The sequence below is a fragment of the Dickeya zeae NCPPB 2538 genome (assembly GCF_000406165.1).
Taxonomy (GTDB): Bacteria; Pseudomonadota; Gammaproteobacteria; order Enterobacterales; family Enterobacteriaceae; genus Dickeya; species Dickeya zeae.
In genome coordinates, this window is record NZ_CM001977.1 from 182,799 (window position 1) to 206,714 (window position 23,916).

General features: G+C 55.1%; 25 protein-coding genes. 11 read left to right on the forward strand and 14 right to left on the reverse strand.

What is annotated here, in order from left to right; all coding sequences use genetic code 11:
- Positions 1-122: 122 nt before the first annotated feature.
- Together rph and pyrE are read left to right on the forward strand one after the other, a co-directional pair.
- Entirely contained in the window at positions 123-839 is a 717-nt protein-coding gene (gene rph, locus DZE2538_RS00835; protein ID WP_019844119.1) for a ribonuclease PH, read from the forward strand.
- 99 nt (positions 840-938) lie between these two features.
- Complete coding sequence (gene pyrE / locus DZE2538_RS00840; RefSeq protein WP_038902976.1) at positions 939-1,580, forward strand: orotate phosphoribosyltransferase; 642 nt, start codon at positions 939-941, stop codon at positions 1,578-1,580.
- A 48-nt stretch (positions 1,581-1,628) separates the two neighbouring features.
- On the opposite strand, the gene slmA is transcribed toward pyrE, so the two are convergent.
- The 4 genes from slmA to DZE2538_RS00860 form a co-directional block, all read right to left on the reverse strand.
- Positions 1,629-2,225 (reverse strand): nucleoid occlusion factor SlmA, encoded by a 597-nt coding sequence (gene slmA, locus DZE2538_RS00845; protein WP_012882897.1) that lies wholly within the window; start codon positions 2,223-2,225, stop codon positions 1,629-1,631.
- 108 nt (positions 2,226-2,333) lie between these two features.
- A complete protein-coding gene (gene dut / locus DZE2538_RS00850; protein ID WP_012882898.1) occupies positions 2,334-2,792 on the reverse strand; it encodes a dUTP diphosphatase in 459 nt (152 codons plus the stop codon).
- Positions 2,761-4,017 carry a bifunctional phosphopantothenoylcysteine decarboxylase/phosphopantothenate--cysteine ligase CoaBC gene (gene coaBC / locus DZE2538_RS00855; protein ID WP_050568647.1) on the reverse strand — a complete coding sequence of 419 codons (1,257 nt, stop codon included), beginning with the start codon at positions 4,015-4,017 and terminating at the stop codon, positions 2,761-2,763. The genes dut and coaBC overlap by 32 nt, the downstream gene beginning before the upstream one ends.
- A gap of 153 nt (positions 4,018-4,170) precedes the next feature.
- Positions 4,171-4,656, reverse strand: coding sequence for a ferritin-like domain-containing protein (locus tag DZE2538_RS00860; RefSeq protein WP_019844116.1), 486 nt, complete (start codon positions 4,654-4,656; stop codon positions 4,171-4,173).
- 210 nt (positions 4,657-4,866) lie between these two features.
- Between DZE2538_RS00860 and radC the strand changes: the two genes are divergently transcribed.
- From radC to mutM, 4 genes are all read left to right on the forward strand, one after another.
- On the forward strand, positions 4,867-5,532 hold the full coding sequence (radC, locus tag DZE2538_RS00865) for a RadC family protein (protein ID WP_023638639.1): 666 nt from the start codon (positions 4,867-4,869) through the stop codon (positions 5,530-5,532).
- A 238-nt stretch (positions 5,533-5,770) separates the two neighbouring features.
- The gene (gene rpmB, locus DZE2538_RS00870; RefSeq protein WP_012763801.1) at positions 5,771-6,007 is read left to right on the forward strand and encodes a 50S ribosomal protein L28; all 237 of its coding nucleotides are present in this window, start codon (positions 5,771-5,773) and stop codon (positions 6,005-6,007) included.
- A gap of 11 nt (positions 6,008-6,018) precedes the next feature.
- Entirely contained in the window at positions 6,019-6,186 is a 168-nt protein-coding gene (gene rpmG, locus DZE2538_RS00875; RefSeq protein ID WP_012882902.1) for a 50S ribosomal protein L33, read from the forward strand.
- A gap of 139 nt (positions 6,187-6,325) precedes the next feature.
- On the forward strand, positions 6,326-7,135 hold the full coding sequence (mutM, locus tag DZE2538_RS00880) for a bifunctional DNA-formamidopyrimidine glycosylase/DNA-(apurinic or apyrimidinic site) lyase (RefSeq protein WP_012882903.1): 810 nt from the start codon (positions 6,326-6,328) through the stop codon (positions 7,133-7,135).
- Between the two features lie 57 nt (positions 7,136-7,192).
- Here mutM and coaD read toward each other — a convergent pair whose 3' ends face one another.
- From coaD to waaA, 3 genes are read right to left on the reverse strand one after another with little or no spacing between them, the layout of a single operon-like run.
- Positions 7,193-7,672 (reverse strand): pantetheine-phosphate adenylyltransferase, encoded by a 480-nt coding sequence (coaD, locus tag DZE2538_RS00885; RefSeq protein ID WP_019844114.1) that lies wholly within the window; start codon positions 7,670-7,672, stop codon positions 7,193-7,195.
- The gene (locus DZE2538_RS00890; RefSeq protein ID WP_023638640.1) at positions 7,662-8,453 is read right to left on the reverse strand and encodes a glycosyltransferase family 2 protein; all 792 of its coding nucleotides are present in this window, start codon (positions 8,451-8,453) and stop codon (positions 7,662-7,664) included. Before DZE2538_RS00890 ends, coaD begins: the two co-directional genes overlap by 11 nt.
- A complete protein-coding gene (gene waaA / locus DZE2538_RS00895) occupies positions 8,453-9,730 on the reverse strand; it encodes a lipid IV(A) 3-deoxy-D-manno-octulosonic acid transferase (protein ID WP_023638641.1) in 1,278 nt (425 codons plus the stop codon). Before waaA ends, DZE2538_RS00890 begins: the two co-directional genes overlap by 1 nt.
- 545 nt (positions 9,731-10,275) lie before the next feature.
- Here waaA and DZE2538_RS00900 point away from each other — a divergent pair.
- From DZE2538_RS00900 to DZE2538_RS00910, 3 genes are read left to right on the forward strand one after another with little or no spacing between them, the layout of a single operon-like run.
- Positions 10,276-11,400 carry a glycosyltransferase family 4 protein gene (locus DZE2538_RS00900; protein WP_038912845.1) on the forward strand — a complete coding sequence of 375 codons (1,125 nt, stop codon included), beginning with the start codon at positions 10,276-10,278 and terminating at the stop codon, positions 11,398-11,400.
- Positions 11,397-12,506 (forward strand): glycosyltransferase family 9 protein, encoded by a 1,110-nt coding sequence (locus DZE2538_RS00905; RefSeq protein WP_038915358.1) that lies wholly within the window; start codon positions 11,397-11,399, stop codon positions 12,504-12,506. The genes DZE2538_RS00900 and DZE2538_RS00905 overlap by 4 nt, the downstream gene beginning before the upstream one ends.
- On the forward strand, positions 12,503-13,714 hold the full coding sequence (locus DZE2538_RS00910; protein ID WP_038915359.1) for an O-antigen ligase family protein: 1,212 nt from the start codon (positions 12,503-12,505) through the stop codon (positions 13,712-13,714). The genes DZE2538_RS00905 and DZE2538_RS00910 overlap by 4 nt, the downstream gene beginning before the upstream one ends.
- Before the next feature lie 45 nt (positions 13,715-13,759).
- Here the strand turns inward: DZE2538_RS00910 and DZE2538_RS00915 are convergent, their stop codons facing one another.
- From DZE2538_RS00915 to rfaD, 5 genes are read right to left on the reverse strand one after another with little or no spacing between them, the layout of a single operon-like run.
- The gene (locus DZE2538_RS00915; protein ID WP_038915360.1) at positions 13,760-14,878 is read right to left on the reverse strand and encodes a glycosyltransferase family 4 protein; all 1,119 of its coding nucleotides are present in this window, start codon (positions 14,876-14,878) and stop codon (positions 13,760-13,762) included.
- On the reverse strand, positions 14,875-15,960 hold the full coding sequence (gene rfaQ / locus DZE2538_RS00920) for a putative lipopolysaccharide heptosyltransferase III (RefSeq protein ID WP_019844107.1): 1,086 nt from the start codon (positions 15,958-15,960) through the stop codon (positions 14,875-14,877). The genes DZE2538_RS00915 and rfaQ overlap by 4 nt, the downstream gene beginning before the upstream one ends.
- Positions 15,961-15,972: 12 nt before the next feature.
- Positions 15,973-16,944 (reverse strand): lipopolysaccharide heptosyltransferase RfaC, encoded by a 972-nt coding sequence (rfaC, locus tag DZE2538_RS00925; protein WP_023638646.1) that lies wholly within the window; start codon positions 16,942-16,944, stop codon positions 15,973-15,975.
- Complete coding sequence (gene rfaF / locus DZE2538_RS00930; RefSeq protein ID WP_038915361.1) at positions 16,941-17,993, reverse strand: ADP-heptose--LPS heptosyltransferase RfaF; 1,053 nt, start codon at positions 17,991-17,993, stop codon at positions 16,941-16,943. The genes rfaC and rfaF overlap by 4 nt, the downstream gene beginning before the upstream one ends.
- A 30-nt stretch (positions 17,994-18,023) precedes the next feature.
- The gene (rfaD, locus tag DZE2538_RS00935; RefSeq protein ID WP_019844104.1) at positions 18,024-18,956 is read right to left on the reverse strand and encodes an ADP-glyceromanno-heptose 6-epimerase; all 933 of its coding nucleotides are present in this window, start codon (positions 18,954-18,956) and stop codon (positions 18,024-18,026) included.
- A gap of 288 nt (positions 18,957-19,244) precedes the next feature.
- Between rfaD and DZE2538_RS00940 the strand changes: the two genes are divergently transcribed.
- Positions 19,245-20,441, forward strand: coding sequence for a glycine C-acetyltransferase (locus DZE2538_RS00940; RefSeq protein WP_038915363.1), 1,197 nt, complete (start codon positions 19,245-19,247; stop codon positions 20,439-20,441).
- Positions 20,442-20,451: 10 nt separating this feature from the next.
- Positions 20,452-21,480, forward strand: coding sequence for an L-threonine 3-dehydrogenase (tdh, locus tag DZE2538_RS00945; RefSeq protein WP_038915365.1), 1,029 nt, complete (start codon positions 20,452-20,454; stop codon positions 21,478-21,480).
- A gap of 37 nt (positions 21,481-21,517) precedes the next feature.
- Here the strand turns inward: tdh and DZE2538_RS00950 are convergent, their stop codons facing one another.
- Positions 21,518-22,447, reverse strand: coding sequence for a divergent polysaccharide deacetylase family protein (locus DZE2538_RS00950; RefSeq protein ID WP_038912853.1), 930 nt, complete (start codon positions 22,445-22,447; stop codon positions 21,518-21,520).
- Between the two features lie 2 nt (positions 22,448-22,449).
- Positions 22,450-23,724 (reverse strand): murein hydrolase activator EnvC, encoded by a 1,275-nt coding sequence (envC, locus tag DZE2538_RS00955; RefSeq protein ID WP_023638651.1) that lies wholly within the window; start codon positions 23,722-23,724, stop codon positions 22,450-22,452.
- Between the last annotated feature and the right edge of the window lie 192 nt (positions 23,725-23,916).

Consider the following 23,916-nt stretch of genomic DNA (forward strand, 5'->3'; position numbering starts at 1 on the left):
AGCCGATGGCACGGATGGCACCGGAAAAATTGATGAAATTTTAATCGTGACTGGCGGTAGGCAGGGCAGGGGGAAGACCGTATAATGCGCGCCAGTTTAATGAACCTGCCCGGAGACGAGCCATGCGCCCAACAGGCCGAAGTGCCCAGCAAATTCGCCCTCTTACATTCACCCGTCATTACACCAAACATGCTGAAGGATCGGTATTGGTGGAGTTTGGCGATACCAAAGTGCTGTGCAATGCCACGGTAGAAGAAGGGGTTCCGCGTTTCCTGAAAGGTCAGGGACAAGGCTGGATTACCGCTGAATACGGCATGCTGCCGCGATCCACCCATAGCCGTAACGCCCGTGAAGCGGCAAAAGGCAAGCAAGGCGGCCGCACACTGGAAATTCAGCGTCTGATCGCCCGCTCGCTGCGTGCCGCCGTAGACCTGAACAAATTGGGTGAATTCACCATTACGCTGGACTGCGACGTATTGCAGGCCGATGGTGGCACCCGTACTGCCTCTATCACCGGTGCCTGCGTGGCGCTGGCGGATGCGCTAAACGGTATGGTGGCCAGCGGTAAGCTGAAAGCCAGCCCGTTGAAAGGCATGGTGGCGGCGGTATCGGTCGGGATTGTTAATGGTGAAGCGGTGTGTGACCTGGAATATGTGGAAGATTCCGCCGCAGAAACTGACATGAACGTCGTGATGACCGAAGATGGCCGCATGATAGAGGTGCAGGGCACCGCGGAAGGTGAGCCGTTCAGCCACGACGAATTGTTGTCGTTACTGGCGCTGGCGCGTCAGGGCATCGAAGATATTGTCAGAGCGCAGAAGGCCGCATTGGCCGATTGATTGTTAAAGCGACCCAGGTGGTCGCTTTTTTATGCCATCCATTTTTATGCTATGCAGTCAGAACGGTGGGAAACTACCGTCGTAACAGGAGAGGGAGTCATGAAAGCCTATCAGCGTCAGTTTATCGAATTCGCACTGAGCAAGCAGGTTCTGAAATTCGGCGAATTTACCCTGAAATCCGGGCGTATCAGCCCCTATTTCTTTAATGCCGGGTTATTTAATACCGGGCGTGATCTGGCGTTGCTGGGACGCTTTTACGCCGAGGCGCTGGTGGATGCCAATGTTGAATTCGACGTGCTGTTCGGTCCGGCTTACAAGGGGATTCCGATTGCCACCACGACGGCGGTGGCGCTGGCGGAACACCATGACCGTGATGTGCCCTACTGCTTTAACCGTAAAGAAGCCAAGGATCACGGCGAAGGCGGCAATCTGGTCGGTAGCCCGCTGAAAGGCCGCATCATGCTGGTGGACGATGTGATTACCGCCGGTACGGCTATCCGCGAATCGATGGATATCATCGCCGCACAAGGGGCGACGCTGGCTGGTGTACTGATTGCGCTCGACCGGCAAGAGCGTGGTCGTGGCGAACTGTCCGCGATTCAGGAAGTGGAACGCGATTATCAGTGCAACGTGACGTCCATCATCACGCTGGGCGACCTGATTAGCTGGCTGGCGGAAAAACCGGAAATGGCTGCGCATCTGGACGCGGTGAACGCTTACCGTGCGCAATTCGGCGTATAACCCGGCTGGGATGAAATAAGCGGCGTGGCGGTGCGCCACGCTGTACGTTTACTGAAGCTGGGCGGCCAGCAAGGGCCAGCGGGTTTCGAAATCCTGCGTGGGCAGGGTACGGAACTCGGAACGGGTAAAGCGGGAGAGCATCCCTTCGCAGAACGCCAGTAACTGGCTCGCCAGCAACGTTTCGTCATGGCGAAACGCTTCGCCGCCGCGTAGTTTGTGTTCGCGCAGTACCTGACGCAATTGCGATTCAATGCGGTCAAACAGCTGGTTGATGCGACCCTGCAACCGGTCCTGTTCGAACATCAGCGCATGGCCGGTGAGAATGCGCGTCAAACCGGGGTTTTTCTCGGCAAAGCCGAGGATCAGCAACAAAATGAGCCGCAGCCGATTAAAGGTGTCTTTTTCATCCTGCAGGATCAGGTTGATACGGGTAGTCAGGCTGTCTTCAATAAATTCGATCAGGCTGTCAAACATGCGTGTTTTGCTGGGAAAATGCCGATAAAGAGCGGCTTCTGAAACGCCAACGGTGGCGGCCAGCTTAGCGGTGGTGATACGTTGACTGCCATCGCTGGATTCCAGCATCTGCGCCAGTGCCTGCAGAATTTCCTCGCGACGGTTCCTTTTCGTATTTTCTTTCTCTGCCATGTCAGAAAAGACCCTTGATAAAAATGTGACGGACAAACACCAGATAGCGCCACAGTCGCATCAACGCTGTGGCTTTATAATTTTCCTGGGAGGCAGGGATAACGCGTATCAGTGGCGACCGGAATGGCCGAAACCACCTTCTCCCCGCTCGCTGTCGACGAAATCGTTAACCAGATTGAATTCGGCCTGCACTACCGGTACGAACACCATCTGGGCGATGCGCTCGCCGGGTTCGATGGTGAAAGACTGACTGCCACGGTTCCATACCGACACCATCAACTGCCCCTGATAGTCGGAATCGATAAGCCCCACCAGATTACCCAGCACCACACCGTGTTTGTGACCGAGGCCGGAGCGAGGCAGGATCACCGCCGCTAATGACGGGTCGGCGATATGGATAGCCAAACCGGTCGGTACCAGCGTGGTTTCGCCTGCGGCCAGCACGATAGCGCTGTCCAGACAGGCGCGTAAATCCAGCCCGGCAGAGCCTGGGGTCGCATAGGTTGGCAGCGGGAACTGTTGCCCGATACGCGCATCAAGAATTTTTACGTCGATTTTTTTCATCATAACGGCTGACAATCTCGTCAATTAACTGTTGGCCCAACAGGTGTTTGCTGCTGTGCGGCAGGCGTTTGTCCCCACCCGGCCAGAAAAGGTGTAATGCATTATTTTCCGAGTTAAACCCCTGATCGGAAAGGGATACATCATTCGCGCAAATCAGATCCAGCTGTTTGCGGGCCAGCTTCTGGCGCGCGTATTCTTCCACATTACTGGTTTCGGCAGCAAACCCGATGACGTAAGGCCTGTTTTCGCTCATTGCCGCCACATCGGCGATAATATCCGGATTTTTGACCAGAGTGACACTGATTTCATCACCCTGCTTTTTGATCTTTTCATCAGCGACGGTGTGTGCCCGGTAATCCGCCACAGCAGCGCACCCGATAACGATATGCTGCTGAGCGGCGCGCGACATCACTGCCTGATGCATATCCTGAGCACTGATAACATCGACACGGGTGACATGGTCTGGTGTCGGTAAATTTACCGGGCCTGCTATCAGCGTGACCTGCGCCCCGCGCGCGGCGGCAGCGGCGGCAATCGCAAAACCCATCTTCCCTGAGCTGTGATTGCTGATGAACCGTACCGGGTCCAGTGCTTCGCGCGTCGGCCCTGCCGTAACCATAACATTCAGGTGTTGCAGATCATTGACACGGGAAAAGTGTGCGTCGGCGTGCGCCACAATGGTTAGCGGGTCAATCATGCGGCCCGGGCCGACATCACCGCACGCCTGGCTGCCGCTATCCGGCCCCCAGATCAGCATGCCACGTGCTGCCAGCACGCCCAGATTGTGCTGTGTGGCCGCAGCGCGGAACATCTGCTGATTCATGGCGGGCGCGATGGCGATGGGCGCGGCGGTCGCCAGACAGACGGTACTGAGCAGGTCATTGGCCATACCCGCCGCCAGCCGGGCGATCAAATCCGCCGATGCCGGTGCCAGAATCACCAGGTCTGCCCATTTCCCCAGCTCAATGTGGCCCATCGCCGCCTCGGCAGCGGGATCCAGCAGATCGTCCGACACCGGGTGGCCGGAGACCGCCTGCAGCGTCAGTGGCGTGATAAACGCGCCAGCGGCGGGTGTCATCACCACTCGCACCTCAGCGCCCCTCTCGCGCAGACGCCGCACCAGTTCCGGGCCTTTGTAGGCAGCGATGCCGCCGCTGATACCCAGTACGATATGTTTTCCCGCAAGCGATGCGCCGGAAAGCCCGTGCAGACTGGAAGAATCTGTCATCGTTATATCCGTTTTTCAGCCCAAAAGAGCCAGCATTTTATCATAGTGTTGGCAATCCATCGTGGTGATGATGGTATGCCCGGCGGCACGGTTTTCGTGATGCGATGTTACCGCCACGCTCACAAAGAGGGGCGTGGCACAGACGAACAGGCATTATTGGCACTGTTTAAACGCGGGCAGGTGATTCTGTTGGGAAGCGTCGCGCAGCCGCTGGAAAACTAACGTGATGTCCTGATGAGAGCTGACGGCAGGTAGTAGTGTTTTGTCATATAACGCCTGATTAGCGATTTCTGCATCAACCCCCATTTTGCAGGCTTCCTTCAATGTCGCTGGCAGCGTGTTCTTCATTTCTGTACTGCCGGATAATGTGTTGGGCGGCACGGACATACCATGATTTTGCATCAACTGTGCTAACGCATGGGCGTGGTTCTGCTCAGCCCGCATGATGTTATTAAAAGGGGCCACCTGACCAAACTTCTCGATGACCGCAGCATAAAATGCTTCGGCGTGGTATTCATCATACAGCGCTGTCTGGAGTGCGGTTTTTGCCGCGTTATCCAACGGCTGCTGCGCATAAAGCGGGGTGATGGATAAGGTGACGAGTAATAAACAGGCTTTGCTAAGCAATGGGCTCTTCATCAAAAAAGATACTCCTGTGTGAGGTGTCACGATGATGCGTTAGTCACTTTTATCACTGCCGTGTGACGCAATAGCGTGAGCGGTATCTGGTTTGTGAGGTTTTCTTCTGCTTGCAGAAATCATTGCGAGCGTTGCCGCACTGGCGCAATACGGTTATCGAGAACCGATTTCCCGCGTGGGATGATGGGGCCATTCTGAAAAGGAGTGGCTATGACATGGAATGACGGCGGCGCCCCACGTGAGAAATTGATGTCCCTTGGCGTAGAGGCGCTCAGTGATGCTGAACTGCTGGCGATTTTTTTGCGCACGGGAGTGGAAGGGATACACGTGATGGAACTGGCGCAGAATCTGTTAGCGCAGTTTGGTTCGTTGTATCGGTTGATGACGGCTGATTGGGCGGCGTTTAATGCGGTGCGAGGGGTCGGCATTTCCAAATATGCCCAATTGCAGGCGGTGGCGGAACTGGCCCGCCGGTTGTTTTCTTCGCATCTGGCGCGAGAGGATGCCATGCTGAATCCGGACGTCACGCAACAGTATCTGCAATTGCTGCTGGCTCATCAGGAGCGGGAAGTTTTTTTGGTCATGTTTCTGGATAATCAGCATCGGGTGATTTGTCACCAGGAGATGTTCGCGGGCACGATAAGCCGTGTGGAAGTGCATCCGCGTGAAATCGTGCGCGAAGCGCTCAAAGTGAATGCCGCCGCGCTGATTCTGGCGCACAATCATCCCTCAGGGCAGGCGGAGCCCAGTCAGGCCGATCGTTCCATTACCGAAAAAATCGTACAAGCCTGTCAGTTAATGGAGATTCGGGTGCTTGATCACCTGGTAATCGGGCGTGGCGAGTACGTTTCTTTTGCTGAGCGCGGGTGGCTTTAAGCGATATTTCCGCGATCCTGGGGGATCTTTAGTTGTTCGGGACTTGAGCGCATACGCTTCAGAGCGTATACTACGCCACCTTTGAGAATCTTGGGTGTGGCGTTAAGAGCCTATCTCAGCAGGTTTACCCTGATGACAGAGTCTTTTCAGTGAAGTTGCTGAGATGGGCTCTAGAGCCTGACGAGGCGGCCAACACCCTATACGAAGCTCGAGCTGATTTGATTTTTGGAGAATAGACATGTCCCGAGTCTGCCAAGTTACTGGCAAGCGTCCGGTGACCGGTAATAACCGTTCCCACGCAATGAATGCGACTAAACGCCGTTTTCTGCCAAACCTGCATTCCCATCGTTTTTGGGTTGAAGGTGAGAAGCGTTTTGTAACGCTGCGCGTATCTGCTAAAGGTATGCGTGTTATCGATAAAAAGGGTATCGAAGCGGTTCTGGCCGATCTGCGTGCCCGTGGTGAAAAGTATTAAGGAACTGAATCATGGCTAAAGGTGTTCGCGAGAAGATCAAGCTGGTTTCTTCTGCTGGTACTGGTCACTACTATACCACTACGAAGAACAAGCGTACTAAGCCGGAAAAACTGGAACTGAAAAAGTTCGATCCAGTTGTCCGTCAGCACGTTCTCTACAAAGAAGCTAAAATCAAGTAATTTTAGTGGATCTGAAAAACCCGGCTTCGGCCGGGTTTTTTTTCGCTTGAGCAAAACAGGGCTGAAGTAGCATCTTACTTCCATCCGTCATTTCTTATAGTGTACGCCATTTCCCGTCAGTCATTTCGCAGGAGGACGCATGCCTGAATTACCCGAGGTGGAAACCAGTCGTCGGGGCATTTCGCCCTGGCTGGTCGGCCGTACCATTTTGTATGCTGAGGTGCGCAACGCACGTCTGCGCTGGCCTGTATCCCCTGAAATTCTGTCGCTGAGCGATACGCCGGTGCTGAGTGTGCAGCGCCGGGCCAAATATCTGCTGCTTGAGCTACCGACGGGCTGGATCATCATCCATTTGGGTATGTCCGGTAGTCTACGCGTGCTGCCCGAATACAGTGAGCCGGATAAGCATGACCATGTCGATTTGGTGATGGATAGCGGCAAAGTGCTGCGTTATACCGATCCACGCCGTTTCGGTGCCTGGTTATGGTGTGACGATCTGGCAAACAGTTCTGTGCTGGCGCATTTGGGGCCGGAACCATTGAGCGATGACTTTTCAGGTGATTATCTGTTTAGCCGCTGCCATGGCCGTAAAACGCCAATCAAGCTGTGGATTATGGATAACAAACTGGTGGTGGGGGTTGGCAACATCTATGCCAGTGAGTCGCTGTTTAATGCCGGTATTCTGCCGGAGCGGCCTGCCGGTTCCCTGTCGCAGCAAGAAGCGCATCAGTTGGTGCAGTCCATCAAGCAGGTATTGCAGCGATCCATTGAACAGGGCGGGACCACGCTGCGTGATTTCCTGCAGTCTGATGGCAAACCGGGTTACTTCGCGCAGGAGTTGCAGGTCTATGGCCGCAATGGCAAACCTTGCCATCACTGCGGCACATTGATCGACAGCATTAAGCAGGGACAGCGTAGCACCTTCTTTTGCAAGCGGTGCCAGCGTTAGGAGCCGATGTCTAACAGTTGATGTCGGCGGCTTTCTGCAGCCAGGATGTATATCCCTTTAGGCTAATTTTTCCTGCAAAGCGGCAGCGATAGGGGGTGGTAAAAAGTGCGATACATCGCCGCCGTGACGCGCGACTTCTTTAACCAGCGATGATGAAATGAAAGACCACTGCTCTGATGGCATCAGGAATACGCTTTCCAGGGTCGGCATCAGGTGGTGGTTCATTTTGGCTAATTGTAGTTCGTATTCGAAGTCGGAAACGGCGCGTAGCCCCCTGACCAGAATCGTCGCTTTCCGCTGTCGGGCGAACGTTGCCATCAGGTCGGTAAACCCCTCGACCTCGACGTTTGGCAGATGTCGTGTGGCTTCTTTCGCCAGCGCGACCCGTTCTTCCAGTGTAAATAGCGCGTTTTTGCTGGGACTGGCGGCAATTGCCAGAATCAGGTGATCAAACATGCTGGTCGCACGCGTCAGGAGATCCAGATGGCCGTTGGTCATCGGGTCAAATGTACCGGGGTAGATAGCTCTAGTCTTCATGGTGCAGGTGCTCCTGGCGAGTCTCCCGCCGGTTATTCAAAGCCCATAATCCAGTATATTTGTTAAACGTGTACTGTGCATTCACGATAGCCAGCAGCCACCCTTGTTTTCCGTCGAGGAAACCGGCGCGCAATAGCCAGGTTTTGATGAAAGCGCCAAGGGTGTGTAATACGATCGCGGTGAAACCGCAGCGCTTGCCCTGAAGGAAACGCTCGTTGGCCCAGCTTTGCGCGTAAGCGAGCTGTTTTTTCTGAAAGCTGAACAAGTCGCGGCAGGTGAGGTGCTTCAGATCCCCATCCAGCGATACCACCCGGGCTGTGCCATGATCAAGGGATTCATGCACGGCATTGTTGTTGTAGTGGTAGTGCTTGGGATAGAGACGGATGACCTCATCGGGATACCAGCCGCTGTGACGCATGAAACGCCCCAGAAACAGGTTTCGACGGGCGCAACGGTAGACGACATCACTCTCAGGAGATTCGAGCACCGCTTCGATGGAATGCCGTAGCGCGGGTGTGACCCGTTCGTCGGTATCAATCATGAAGATGTAATCGCCGCTGGCATACTGCTGCGCCAGTTGGCGCTGTTTGCCAAAGCCGGGCCAGTCAGTGTTCTGATAGACCTGCGCGCCGTGGCGACGGGCGATATCCAGCGTGTCGTCACTGCTACCGGAGTCCAGCACAACGATTTCATCAGCCCAGGCCACCGACGCCAGACAGTCAGGCAGCAGTTCCGCTGCGTTATGGCTTATCAGAACGACGGACAGACGTTTTCGGCTCATTACTGGCTCCGGGGCGGCAGATAGGGCTCCAGCAGGGTCAACAGGCTTTGCAGAGCGCCCTGATTTTTATGCAGTACGTCTACCGCGTGGTGGCCGTGGTAACGGCGATAGTCGTCATCCGACAGCAGAGTGGTGACCTGTTCCACCAGTGAAGCGGTATCTCGCACGGTGATCAACCCATCGGATTGCTGTAAGCGGGCACAGATATCCTTGAAGTTGAACGTATGCGGCCCCATCAGTACCGGTATAGCGTGTGCGGCAGGCTCCAGCGGGTTATGCCCACCTCGTTCAATCAGGCTGCCACCGACAAACGCCAGATCGGCGATACCGTACAGTAGCATCAACTCACCCATGGTATCGCCAATCACCACGTGTGATGACGCCGGGGGAACGGTGCCAGCGCTACGCAGAGTATATTCCAGCCCGGCCTTACGGACGATGGCTTTGGCATCGTCAAAGCGGTCAGGGTGGCGCGGTACCAAAATCAGCAACAGCGTGGGAAACGCTTTCAGCAATTCGGTATGGGCATCGACGATGATCTTTTCTTCGCCTTCGTGAGTACTGGCGGCAATCCATACCGGGCGCTGCGGTGCCCACTGACGGCGTAACGTGACGGCGCGGGCAGCCAGTTCCGGTGTGACAGAGATATCGAATTTCAGGCTACCGGTCACATTCAACTGTGAACGCTTCAGACCCAGATTGATAAAGCGCTCGCCGTCTTCCTCATTTTGTACCGCAATGAGGGTAATACGGCGCAGTAGTGTGCGCATAAAGCGGCCGAGTTTGCGATAACCGTTAGCGGAGCGTTCTGACAGGCGCGCGTTGGCGATGATAAGCGGGATCTCACGCTGGTGAAGCGCGGTTATCATGTTCGGCCACAGCTCGGTTTCCATGATGATGACCAGGCGCGGTTTGACATGATCCAGAAAGCGCGACATCGCACCGGGCAGGTCGTAAGGCAGGTAAACGTGGTAAACATCTTTGCCGAATGCGGACAATGCGCGCTCGGAACCCGTCGGCGTCATGGTGGTGACAGTAATCGGTAATGACGGATAGCGATGGCGTAAAGCGCGAACCAACGGTACTGCTGCTAAGGTTTCTCCGACAGAAACGGAGTGCAACAGTATGCCTTCGGGTTTTACCTGACTCTGGTAGAAGCCGTAGCGTTCCCCCCAGCGTTTGCGGTAAGCGGGGATTTTGCGACCCCGGAGCCATAGACGCAGCCAGATAAGCGGCTGGATCATGTAAAACAAAAAGGTGTACAGCGTTTGTAACATAATCATCGGTATTAGAGTCGGCGATAGCGAATTCTATATATTTATAGCGGCTAAATCTATCATTTTAACCGGGCATGGTCGGTGTACTCCTTTGTGCCAGAAAATCAGGAATTAGCGTTGGAATTTGTATCGTTACGGACTGGGTTACTGCTTGATGATAAAAAAGATTATTCATTAGGTGAGAGGGGTAAGACCGAGTAAATACGATAAAAAATAAAATATAAAAGCGGAGTGAATAAATATTATTTCTGATTTTTATTTTGCAATTTTATGTATTTTTACGTTGATTTAGGAGCGCGAAAAATAATATTTTTATTGTGATGGTTTATTTCCATTTATGTGCGTCTAGTATGGATAAACGACGCGTCGTTATCGAAAAATGGCAAGAAGTTGAACAGCCTGGCGGCATTCCGTTTCGTGGTTTCTATCTTAAATAAATCCTCTCTGTACGCTATAAAGAAGGCATTTTGTACAGGATTCTTCGCTAACCTTCATGTATTATAGGCGGTTTATGATTTAAGGCTTATCTGATATAGGTATAAAAGATGTTAGACACATCTTTAAATATATTACATACCGAGTCCTCTTGTGGCTGGGGCGGGCAGGAAATTCGTATTCTTACGGAATCTCAGGGAATGATGAAGCGTGGCCACAAGGTCACCATTCTGTGTTGCCCGCACTCGACTATTTATCGCGAAGCGCAAGCGCGCGGCATTGCGGTTGTCGGGCTACCGATTGAGAAAAAACGGCTATCGTCGTTGATGGCGCTGGTGGGCTGGTTGCGTCAGTATGGTGGCGCGTTTGATATTATCAATACCCACAGCTCCACCGATGCCTGGCTGGTGGCGGCGGCAAGCGTGATACTGAGAAAACGGGTACCGCCGATGGTGCGTACCCGCCATGTTTCTACCGACATCAACCGTTCGCTGACTACCCGCTGGTTGTATATGACGGCTACCCGCCATATCGCCACCACCGGTGAGCGGTTGCGTCAGCAACTGCACCGGGATAACCGTTACCCGTTGTCGCATATGACGTCGGTACCGACCGGTATCGACCTGGGTTTTTATCGTCAATCTGACCGGCAGACTGCCCGTAAGACCATTGCGGTACCGGACCGGCCGACGCTGGGGATTCTGGCGACCATGCGTTCCTGGAAAGGGCATACCTATCTGCTGGAAGCCTGGCAGACGTTGACGAAGGATTTCCCCGACTGGCAATTGCTGATGGTGGGCGATGGGCCGCAGCGTCAGGCTCTGGAACAGCAGGTTGTGGCGATGGGGCTGGCTGACAGCGTTATTTTCCTGGGTAACCGTGACGATGTACCGGATTGTCTGAACAGCATGAACCTGTTTGTGCTGCCCTCTTACGGTAATGAGGGTGTACCGCAAAGTATCATGCAGGCGATGGCGTGTGGTTTGCCGGTGGTTTCGACCAACGTTGGCGCGATTGACGAAGCGGTAGTGAACGAGCAGACCGGGTACCTGATCGAGCCGAAAAACACCGCACTGCTGGAGCAAAAACTGCGACAGCTGATGGGCGACGACGTATTGCGCGCCCGGTTTAGCGACGCGGCGCTCAAGCGTGCATCCGAGCAGTTCGGCGCAGACATTATGCTCGACAAAATGACGACGATTTTTCGCAATAGTTTGCGCTCGGCACGTCCATGAGTAAATTCTCTGCCCGGTTGCGGATTTTTCCGCGAGCCTTGTTGCGGTTGTTGAAAAAGCCCTGGCGACGACCACCGTCGACGGTGAAGCGTATCCTGATCGCCCATAATCTGTTACTGGGCGATACGGTGATGCTGACGCCGTTGCTGGCCAAACTACGTCGTCATTATCCACAGGCAGAGATTGTGCTGTTGTGCAAACCGGCGTTTGTCGAGGTTTATCGCCTGAACCCCTATGGTGTGGTACCCATGCCATATCAACCCACGTCGGCAGCCTCGGTCGCGGCGATTGTTAACAGCGGGCCTTATGATCTGGCGTTGATCCCAGGTGATAACCGCTACAGCTGGTTAGCTTTGGCTGCGGGGAGTCGTTGGATAATAGCCCATCGTCCCGCTCTGCATAACGCTAAGAGCTGGCCGGTCAATGAGTACCGCGACTATCCAGACGAACCGATGGCGTGGGGTGATGCGGTGGCGACGCTGACGGACGGCGAATTGCCTTCTCCTCAGCGTTGGGCCGCTCCCGCATATGATTTCCCGCCACCTGCCTCGCCTTTTGTTGTGTTGCATGTCGGGGCCAGTAATCCGGTGCGTTTCTGGTCACCGGAACAGTGGCTGGCGCTGGCTGACTGGCTGGTGACGCAAGGCTATACCCCGGTATGGAGTGGTGGTGCTAACGAGCGACATATCGTTGATTCGATTGACCCAACCCGGCGTTATCGTAGTTTCGCCGGCGAGTTATCGTTGTCGCAGTTACTGGCGTTGCTGGCAGGGGCGAAGGCGCTTATCTGTGCTGACACGGGGGTGGCACATCTGGCGAAATGGGTCGATACCCCGACGATGACACTCTATGGCCCAGGTAATCCGGTTGCCTTTGGCCCAGGCCATTTCTGGCGCAATCACCCGATTATCAACGTCGGTTTTCACCCCATTGCCTGTCGTGATCAACACACCCTGTTTGGTCGCGAATTACCCTGGCTTGAACGGTGTAATAGGAATGAAGCGCGCTGTCAGCAGTTTCGTAATGGACAGTCAGCGTGTATGCAACACATTACCCTTTCTGAAATTCAGACGGCTTTTATCCATTTGTTGAGAAAGATTCAATGACAACTCAGTTATCGTTTAGCACCCGACGTACCGATAATCAAGGCCTGTATTTTCTCAGCGCGCTGGCTATCTTTGTTAACCCGTTGGCTGAAGCGCCCAAGAATATCGCCATGGCGTTGTTGTTGCTGTGGGTAATTATCCAGGCGGTGATGAATAAGCAAACGCGCACATGGTCAGGATGGGATCTGTTTTTTGCTCTCTACATGCTCTCGTTCCTGGTGGGGCTGCCCTTCGCTGCCTACCACACGGATATCGGCTCGCTGACTGATGTTGCCCGTTACAGTTTGTTTGGCTGGGTAATTTATCGTGCCAGTTTTAACGAGAAACAGAAAGTCGGTCTGGTGTTCTGGGCCATGATGGGCACGTTTGTGGGATTGATTTATGGGGCGTGGGCGCACTTTTATACCGGTAGCGAGCAGTACTGGACGCTCAACTCGGTCGGCCACGTCAACCATGCCGCTATCTATAACGCCATTATTTGTGGGATGGCGCTGGCGTTTTTGTTCAGCTACTGGTCGACGCTGACTGCGGGTAAGCGATTGATGTGGATCGCGATGCTGGCATTGTCTCTGGTTTATGTGGCATTCGGTGAGAGCCGCGCCACATTCGGTGCAGTGCTTGTCGTGGTGCTGATATTGGGTGTGGGGTTTGCCAGAAAAAGTAAAAAATTCCTGCTGTTGCCTGCGGTTTTTATTGCCGGGTTAATTGCCGTTGCCGTTCTCAGTAACGCGCGAGTGGTGGTGAAGCAGGAGCAAAATGAGGCTACTGATAACGTACTGAGTTATCGCGACGTTATCTGGAGTTCAGCGTTTGATGTCATCAAGCAGCACCCTTTGTTTGGCATCGGGAAGGAAAACTTCAAGAAAATCGATATCAACAAATGGCCGGATAATAAGCCGCTGTTCACGCACGTTTCCCACGCCCATAATATCTTTATCAACGTATTGACAGAGAACGGTATTTGGGGAGCCTTCTGGATCTTTGGTCTGTTTGGTGCCATGGGGGTGACGCTGGTGCGCTATGTACCGAAGAGACATGCGTCGCCAGTCTCCTGGTTGACATGGGGTACTGCGTGCTCAGCATTGGTGGTGACGCTGGTGGTGGGTCTGGTGAATACCACGTTCCACCATGAACACGCCAACCTGAGTATGTTCTGTTTTGCACTATGGCTTAGTCAGTATCGTTACGATAATCAGCGTTTTATCTAAAACTGACAACGTGTGGCAGGCGCTGGTGCGCCTGCCACACTGCCATTAAATCAACTGTTCATAAAGGCTGAGCATGTTGTCGCTCAGAAAGCGCAGATCATAGCGTTCCACTTTCGCTCTGGCCTGCTCGCCGAAACCATCAAATCCCGTTTCACAAGCCAACCGTACCGACTGACGTAACCCCTCGTAATCCAGCGAATCGCAGACAAACCCATTCACGCCTGACTGGATAAATTCTTTGCCGCCACACTGTTGTGATGTAATCACACCCAATCCACTGGCCATGGCTTCCAGCACCACGTTGGGGAACGGATCATACAGCGTGGGCAACAGCAACATGTCCGCTGCGCCATAATAAGGACGGGTATCCGGCTGCATACCGACGAAATGCACCTGCCCGGCGACACCTAGCCGGTGCGCCAGTTTCTGGTAACGGCGACTGTGCTTATCTTTCCCCACTACAATCAGGTGCGGATGTTGGGGAACCTCGCTTATCGCATGGATAGCGCCTGCCAGCCCTTTGCGTTCGAAACCGGAACCGACAAATAGCATTACTGGCGCATCGTTTGCCACACCCAGTTGCTGGCGCAGAGTCTGCCGGTAAGTGTTGCGCAGCTCGGGAGTATACGTACTGGTATCCACCCCGTTATAAATCAGATGAATTTTGTCGGCAGGCACACCAAAGTGGTGGCGAATTTCATCTGCAACCATCTGCGAGTTGCAGATCACGGCCTTGAGCGAGGGATGCTGATACATCGCCTGTTCTTGCGCCATCACGTAACGATGAAAACCAGACCACCATAACAGCCGCCGTTGCAACGGGTTAAGCACCCGTGAACGCTGTGTCAGCCAGACTTGATGGACGCCATCGCCCGCACGATAAATATGGCAGCCAGGGATCCGTTCGTGGCTCTGCACCAGATCGAACCCGGCGAAATGTTGTTGAGCTGCTTGTGCAAAGGCGCTTTCACGTTGAATCCGGCCGGTAATACGTGGGTTACAGATGATGACATTGCGGTTGGCCTGCTCAGCGCCTTCCCAGCTACGGGTAATCACGCTGACATCCAACGATCGATGATTGCTGAGCGCATCGAGCGCTCTGGAAACGAAGCGTTCTGCTCCACCGTCAGGACGGTATTTCTGCCGTACGATGGCCAGTTTCATGCTTGTGCCTCCAGTAGTGCAGAATCAACCGCCAGTAGAACCTGTTGGACACTGATCTGTTGCAGACAGTCGCTCACCTTGCTGCCACCGCACCCATCTTTACCACAAGGGCGGCAGGGGTGGCGGTCAGACACGATCACCCGGTTGATGGTCATCCAGGGTGCCCATTCGGTTTCTCCACTGGGGCCAAACAGCGCCACCACGGGGGTTTGCATCGCTGACGCGATATGCATCGGTACGGAGTCTACACCCAGCAACAGTTGTGCTTTGCCGATAAGACTCGACAGTTGTTTGAGCGTCAACTGACCGGCGAGATCCAGTACCGGGTGGGTCAGTTGCGACTTGATATCAGCAATCATCGCCATCTCGCTTTCCGCTGGTGAAGCGCTGAGAACGATAGTATACCCGCGTTCGCACAGGGTATTGATAGCCTGCGCCATCGCGCTGCTTTTCCAGCATTTGAACAGCCAACGGGATGTCGGGTGCACCACGATAAACGGCTGCCCCTGCCACTGCTGATCCCGTAGTTTCTGGTCTACCGCCTGATCAGCTTCATCACCGGCAACCAGTTGCAACCGTCGCTCTTCCAGTTCTGGCTGAATCCCCAGTATCCGCAGTGTGTCCAGATGGGATTCGACGGTGTGGCGGCGCGAAATTCGCGGTACGCGGTGCTGGAAGGTCTTTTTCCAAAATGACAGTTTATCGCGTGCGCTGTTGCGAAAGGTAACGCCCTGTGGAATGCCTGCGAAACGGGCTATCCATAAGCCACGCATACTTTCGGTAAGGTGGATGATGGTGTCATAACGTTGCGCTCGTAGCGTTTTCAGCAATGCCCACTCTTTTGCCAGATGGCCGAACACACCCAGTTTTTTCCATTTCTTGTCGACGGTATAAAGGTGGTCGATAGCCGGATGCAACGACAGCATTTCCGCCGTATCAGCAAACACCAGCGCATCGATTTGGGCATCCGGGTAACGCTGGCGCAGAATGGAAAATAGCGGTGATGTCAGCAGAACATCGCCATGATGGCGGAATTTGGTAATCAGGATTCGCCGGAGTTCAACCTTGCGCGGTGAGGTCACAGTAAAACCGCCTTATTCAGTCAATAAAGAAGCACAGTGTTGCCACACATCGGCCGCATGGAGATCGGCCAGATTGCGGCTATCCGCCGGACGGCAGACATGCTGGTTTTGGCCGTAGCCGCCAATCAATCCCGGATCGGTTGGGCCATAGAGCGTGATGTTGGGCCGGTCCAGTGCAGCGGCAAGATGGCTGAGCCCGGTATCGACCGAGACAACGGCCTTCGCACCCGCTAACACGCCTGCGACCTGTTCCAGACTCAATCGCGGCAGAACCTCGACGTGAGAAAATCCAGCCGCCAGCCGTTGTGCCCGCTGGTGTTCGTGTTCCGCTCCCCAGGGCAGTTTAATGCGTAATCCACGTGTTTCTGCGAGTGCTATCAGTTCGCGCCAGTGCGCCTCCGGCCAGTGTTTTTCGTCTCGCGTCGTGGCATGCAGAAAAACCAGATACGGTTGGTTGTCGGCAGGCTGTGCCGACAAGAAGCGTGCGGCAATCGCATAATCACCTTGTTCTGTCGGTTTACGGTAGTTCAGGCTGACGGAAAACAGCTCCCGTATACGCTCTACCGCATGTTGCTGTCTGGCGATCGGGTGCCGATATTGGTAAAACCAACTGGCCAGCGGCTCGCGGGCGCTTTTCCAGTCCAGGCCGTGCTTGTTGCCATAAGCCAGACGGGTCACCAACACGGCGCTTTTTAGTAATCCTTGTGCATCGATAACCGCATCGTAGCGTTTTTCCCGTAGACGCATTTTAAACGCCTTGCGTTCAGCGCGGGTTTCCCGGCTGAACCAGCTTTTGCGCCAGCGCCGAAGCGCTACCGGAATAACACGATCAACCGCCGGATGCCAACTGGGAATTTGGGTAAACCCTTCTTCAACTACCCAGTCAAACTGGATGCCGTGAATGACCTGCATCGCGTCGGTCAGGGCAGGCAGTGTGTGCAGCACATCCCCCATCGACGACGTTTTGACGATCAATACCCTCATGCGAGCTCCCCTTTGACGGGCAGATAGCGTGACAGAGCATCCAGTACCTGTTGTGGCTGAATATCGATGAGACTCTGGTGATACCCTTGTTCGGCATCGCCTTTGCGGACCCGGTGATAACCGGTGATGAGCCGGATAACATGAGCCTGATGAGATAACGGTGGGGTAAAGTCCGGGCTGCTGGGGCCGTAGAGCGCGACCAGTGGCCGGTTAAGTGCTGCCGCCACATGCATCAGACCCGAGTCGTTACTGACAACCGCCTGACAGGCGGCGATGAGCACGACGGCTTGATCCAACGTGGTCTGTCCGGCCAGATTAAGGCAGTGGTCTTTCGCGTCATCACTGAGGGTCTGTCGGATATCGTCCCCAGCCTGGTGGTCGTTTTTCGAACCGAACAGCACCACCTGATAGCCCTGATCAATAAGCGATTGCGCCAGTGAGCCGTAATGGTAATGCGGCCAGCGTTTGGCCGGGCCGAACTCGGCACCCGGGCAGAAACCGATAATCGGCCGGGCATCGGTAAGATTAAATGCGGCGGCGATATCGGCGATTTCCGCGTCGTCCACGGTAAGCTGAGGCCACAATAAAGGCTGTGGTAAATCAGCTGCGCTGTGGATACGTTGCCGGTCATAGGCCAGTGCGACATAACGTTGCACCATTAAGGGGTACGCTGCTTTGTCCAGCACCCGCAGGTCGTTAAGCAAACCGTAGCGCATTTCACCACGCCAGCCGGTGCGGTGTGGGATAGCGGCAAAAAAAGGTACCAAGGCTGATTTGAAGGAGTTAGGCAGCACATAGGCACGATCGTATTGCTGCTCACGCAGTGAAACGCCCAGTCGCCGCCGCTCGCCGAGCGCTAGCATGCCGTGGCCGAGTGGCATGGACAGTGCCTGACGCACTTCGGGCATACGTGCCAGCAACGGACGACACCAGGCCGGTGCCATCACGTCAATGATGGCGTCCGGGTGTTCGGCCTTCAGGGTTCGGTAAAGGCTGTGCGACATCATCATATCGCCCACCCAGGAAGGACCGATAACCAGAATTTTCATACCGTTCGTGTTTCCTTACGGCAAAGTGAGTCAGGCTTTACGGTTCAGCCAGGCCATATAGTCGGCGACCCCTTCCGCAACGGTTTTGAACGGTTTGTCGTAACCCGCCGCGCGCAGGTTGGTCAGGTCTGCTTGCGTGTAGGCCTGATAACGACCTTTCAGTTTTTCCGGGAAGGGGATGTAGTCCAGCTGGTCTTTGTTGTGCCAGGCCAACACGGCGTCCGCTACTGCCTGGAAGGATTCGGCGTGGCCGGTACCGCAGTTGAAAATGCCGGAAACGTTGTGCTGCCAGAACCACAGATTGACGGCGGCGACGTCACCGACGTAGATGAAGTCACGTTTGAAGTTCTCACTGCCAGCGAACAATTTCGGGTTTTCGCCCTGATTGATTTGGTTGTTCAGGTGGAACGCGACGCTTGCCATGCTGCCTTTGTGGCTTTCGCGTGGCCCGTAGACGTTAAAGTAGCGGAAGCCGCAAATCTGCGAATCAGCCTGCGGCAAAATATCACGCACATACTGGTCGAACAGGAATTTGGAGTAACCGTAGACGTTGAGCGGTTGCTCGTACTGGCGGTCTTCCACAAAATTATCGGTGCGACCGCCGTAGGTGGCGGCGGAAGAGGCGTACAGGAACGGGATACCGCGTTCCAGACAGTAGTGCAGCACTTCTTTGGAGTACTGATAGTTGTTATCCATCATGTACTTGCCGTCCCACTCGGTAGTGGATGAGCAGGCTCCTTCATGGAAGATGGCGTCGATATCACCCAAATCGTCACCGGCAACGATACTGGCAATGAAATCTTCTTTATCCATGTAGTCGGCGATGTCCAGATCGACCAGATTGACGAACTTGGTGCCATCCTTCAGGTTGTCGACCACCAGGATATCCCGGTGTCCGTTATCATTCAGCGCCTTTACGATGTTGCTGCCGATGAAACCGGCACCGCCAGTTACGATAATCATGGGAGTTACCTTGCTAAACGTGCTGGTGGGGCACCGCGCCCCACACCTGTTGAGCGCTATCATAACATTTCGGCGCACGACAGACATCCCACGCTGCTTTTTCCACCGTTTTCTTGCCAACCGCTTCGCATTTCCGACGTGACCGTGGTGGCATTTTGTGGGCAACCCACCAACCCGGTCCGCATTTCTCCACTACCTTTAGCTTCATGAGTGTGATGAGTGTTGCCCCATTCAATCTGCCGTTACCCGGCGGTAATGCCCGTGACGGACAAAAAGGAGATCCGTGCCATGCCTGACGCATTTTATCAACAACTGACCACTCAGCTTGCTGCGCTACGCGACGACGGACTGTTTAAGGACGAACGGCTGATCACCTCGGCGCAGCAGGCGCTGGTGACAGTGGCGGATGACGGCGAACTGATTAATTTCTGCGCGAATAACTATCTGGGGCTCGCCAACCATCCGGCGCTGATAGACGCGGCGAAGGCCGGGCTGGATAGCCACGGTTTTGGTATGGCCTCGGTGCGTTTTATCTGTGGTACTCAGGATATCCACCAGACGCTGGAGCGGCAGTTGGCCGCGTTTCTCGGTATGGAGGACGCGATACTGTACTCCTCCTGCTTTGATGCTAACGGCGGGCTGTTTGAAACCCTGATGGGCGAGGAGGACGCGATTGTGTCGGACGCACTCAACCATGCGTCGATTATCGATGGTATTCGCCTGTCAAAAGCACGCCGTTATCGCTATGCCAACAACGATATGTCTCAGTTAGAGGCACAACTACAACTGGCACGGGCAGAAGGGGCGCGCAATCTGATGGTCGCTACCGATGGCGTATTTTCGATGGATGGCGTGATTGCCAATCTGAGAGGGATTTGCGATCTGGCCGAGCGCTACGACGCGCTGGTGATGGTGGACGACTCTCATGCCGTGGGGTTTGTCGGTGAGAATGGGCGTGGCACTCATGAGTACTGTCAGGTGATGGGGCGGGTCGACATTATTACCGGTACGCTGGGAAAAGCGCTGGGCGGCGCGTCCGGTGGTTATACCGCCGCACGGCGTGAGGTGGTGGCCTGGCTGCGCCAGCGATCCCGGCCCTATCTGTTTTCCAATTCGTTAGCGCCGTCGATTGTCAGCGCGTCGATCCGCGTGCTGGACTTGCTGCGTGACGGTCAGGCGCTACGGCGGCGATTGTGGCAGAACGCCAGCCTGTTTCGCCAGCGAATGACCGAAGCCGGTTTTACGCTCGCCGGTGCGGATCACGCCATTATCCCGGTGATGCTGGGCGATGCCCGACTGGCACAGACCTTTGCTGCCGAGTTACGGCAGGAAGGGATTTACGTTACCGGCTTTTGCTATCCGGTGGTGCCACACGGGCAGGCGCGCATTCGTACCCAGATGTCGGCAGCGCACACGATAGCGCAGATTGAACAGGCCGTGACGGCGTTTGTCCGAGTGGGACGCCGTCTGAATGTGGTGAAGTGAGGACGCGACGATGAAAGCACTGGCGAAACTACGCCCGGAGCCGGGCATCTGGCTGACGGATGTTCCGGTACCGGAACCGGGCCACAACGACGTGATGATTAAAATTCGCAAAACCGCGATTTGCGGCACCGACGTGCATATTTACAACTGGGATGCGTGGTCGCAAAAAACCATTCCGGTGCCGATGGTGGTGGGTCATGAGTATGTTGGTGAAATCGTCGCGATTGGGCAGGAAGTGGAAGGGTTCAGGATCGGCGATCGGGTATCGGGCGAAGGACATATTACCTGCGGTTATTGCCGTAACTGCCGGGCCGGGCGTCGCCATTTGTGTCGTAATTCCTCGGGGGTCGGCGTGAACCGGCCGGGGGCATTCGCCGAGTATCTGGTGATCCCGGCGTATAACGCCTTTCGTCTTCCGGCGGCGATCCCAGATGAGATAGCCGCTATTTTCGATCCGTTCGGCAATGCCGTGCATACCGCGCTGGCGTTTGATTTGGTGGGAGAAGACGTACTGGTGAGCGGTGCCGGACCGATTGGTGTGATGGCAGCGGCGGTGTGCCGCCATGTCGGTGCTCGCCACGTGGTGATTACCGATGTTAACGATTACCGGTTGGCGCTGGCAAAGCAGATGGGGGTAACCCGCACGGTAAATGTATCGCGGGAGTCGCTGACAGATGTAATGCGGGAGCTGGGGATGACCGAAGGGTTTGACGTGGCGCTGGAGATGTCCGGCTCACCCGCTGCTTTTCGCACCTTGCTATCGGTCATGAACCACGGCGGGCGTATTGCCATGCTGGGGATCCAACCGGAAGCGGTCGCGGTAGACTGGAGTGAGATCATTTTCAAGGGGTTGGTCATCAAGGGGATTTATGGCCGGGAGATGTTCGAAACCTGGTACAAAATGGCGGCCCTGATCCAGTCAGGGCTGGACCTGTCACCCATCATTACCCACCGTTATGCGATTGATGACTTTCAGCAAGGTTTTGATGTGATGCGCTCCGGCCAGTCCGGCAAAGTGGTATTGAGCTGGGAGTCGTAGTCATGCGCCGTTCATGGGGGGAGAACGGCGCGTCTTGTTATCCCAGCCAGGTTTGCCAGTGTTGCTTCAGGTAACTGACGGCCGGGCTGGTCACGATATTGTGTCCAAGTTGCCGCCACAGTTCATGCTGAGAAATAGCCGGTAAAGGACGTTTGACGGCGCAGACCTGAATCGGGCGCAGGCGTTTGGGTGCCGGGGCGGTTGGCTGTGAGGCAAGGTACGTCGGTACCGGCGCATAGCGTGGCTCCGGTTCGTTCAGCAACTGACTGGGGCGTACCAGCACGATATCGGCAGGCAATGTCGGCAGCATTTGCTGCAATACCTGAATCGTTGTGGGATGCGGATGACCGATGGCGATGGCGTAACCGCTGCGTTGCGCTATCTCTACAGCACGGCTGAACTGGCGTCGGATATCGGCGACGTTCTGGGTATCATCCAGAAACACCTTACGTTTGAGCACCTTGATACCGGTACCAGCCGCCGCCTGGCTGGCCTGACTGCTGCCGATGGTCATACTGTCGAGAAAGTAGAGGTGGTAGGCGCTCATCGCCTGCATCACCTTTTGCATGCCGGGCAGGCTGGCGGTCATAGCGCTGCCCATATGGTTGTTGAGCCCAACGGCATAAGGCACTTTGTTGACCGCATCACGCAGGATACGCGCGATTTCCTCACTGCTCATGTCAGGGCGTAACGTATCCCGTTCCAGTGGCTGTTTACTCATGGGGGCCATCGGCAAGTGAATCAACACTTCCCGGCCCTGGGCATGGGCTTTTGTGGCCATTTCCCGGGCGTATGGCGCATTTGGCAACACCGCCACGGAAATAGCCGTCGGCATCGCCAGCACCTGGTTTTCGTTATGCGGACGGTAACCGAAATCATCGATCACCAACGCCAGTTTGCCTGCCCACACGGGAAGTGCCAGCAATACGCCAGTGAGAGTCAACAGACGAGGGAGTAATGGACGCACACCTACCTTCCTAGCCAGGGTAAGGGGTTGACCGCCTGTCCCTGACGCCGAATTTCAAAATAGAGAGCAGGCTGATTCTGCCCGCCGCTGGTGCCGACTAACGCTATCGGCTGACCGGCTTTCACCTGTGCACCCACTGACACCAGCGCGCTCTGGTTATAGCCATAAAGACTCATGTCGCCTTTGCCGTGCTCCAGCACGACAACCTGACCGTACCCCTGTAACCAGTCGGCCATCAGCACGGTACCGTCGGCGATGGCGTGTACTTCGGTTCCTTCGGCGGCACCGATGACCAGCCCCTTCCAATGCAGCTCGCCCTGCAACGTCTCGCCAAACCGGTGTAACGTGCGACCACGTACCGGCCAGACATATTGACCGGCTGGCTGACCCAGACCACCCGTCCGCGCCATTAATGAGCGCTCTTGTTCGCTGGGTTTATAACTCGATCCACTGCGTTTGGCCTGTTCTTCTTTTTCACGCAACCGGGCGGCTTCACGGGCTTCACGTTCGGCGCGGGCTTTGGCTTCGCGCTCGGCCCGAGCAATCTGATCGCGCAGACGGGTTTCGTTCTGGCGTAGCTCCGTCAACTGTTGCTGGTCTTTTTCCAGTGCGTTTTCCAGCGCACCCAGGGTCTTATGGCGCTCGCTTTGGGCCTGCTCCAGTGCATTTTGTTGTTGCTGTTGATCACCAAGCAGGCGTTTTTGTTGTGTCTGCTTTTGTTCCAGTTGCTGTTTCTGAGTAGCGAGCTGGGTGCGGGTTTGCTGAAGCTCGGTGATGGATTTTTCGCGGGCTTTATTCAGGTAGTTAAAGTAGGCGAGGATGCGTTCACGACGCTGGCTTTCTTCACCGCTGAGGATCAATTGCAGCGCACCGTGCTGGCCCTGACGGAAGGCCGCATCAAGCTGCTGCGCCAGCAGGGTTTCCTGTTTTTTCTGCCGGGCTTGCAGTGTCGCGATTGAGCTGTTCAGACCGCTGATATCCTGATTTAGCCGTTCAAGCGTCGTGCGGGTTTCTCGTAACTGGCGGGTCGACTGGGCGATTGACTGTTCCTGCTTCTTCAGTTGTTCGAGCAGGGTACTGCGGCGTTGTTGCTGATCACGAACGCTTTTTTCTTTCTCGGCGATGTCTTGTTGCAGTGATTTCAACTGCTGTTGGCTGTCGTCGCTCCAGGCGGAGCATGGCAATAGCAGCACGCCAACACAAAGCACACTGGCGCACCGGATTAACAGTTTGTCACGACCCGTTCGCAACGGTACAGAGAACGCTTTTCTGCTCATGGCGAAAGATTATTCCACGATGAACAGCGCCTTACCAGTTGTATGGTCAGGGATTTCTATTTCCATCCATGACAACCGCGCCCACACCGGCACCGGCGGATCACGCGGATAAATGCAAGCCGCCGCGCAGAATCATGATGCGATATTGGCTTACAGGCTGTAATTGCAGTATCGCACAGGTATACTCAGACA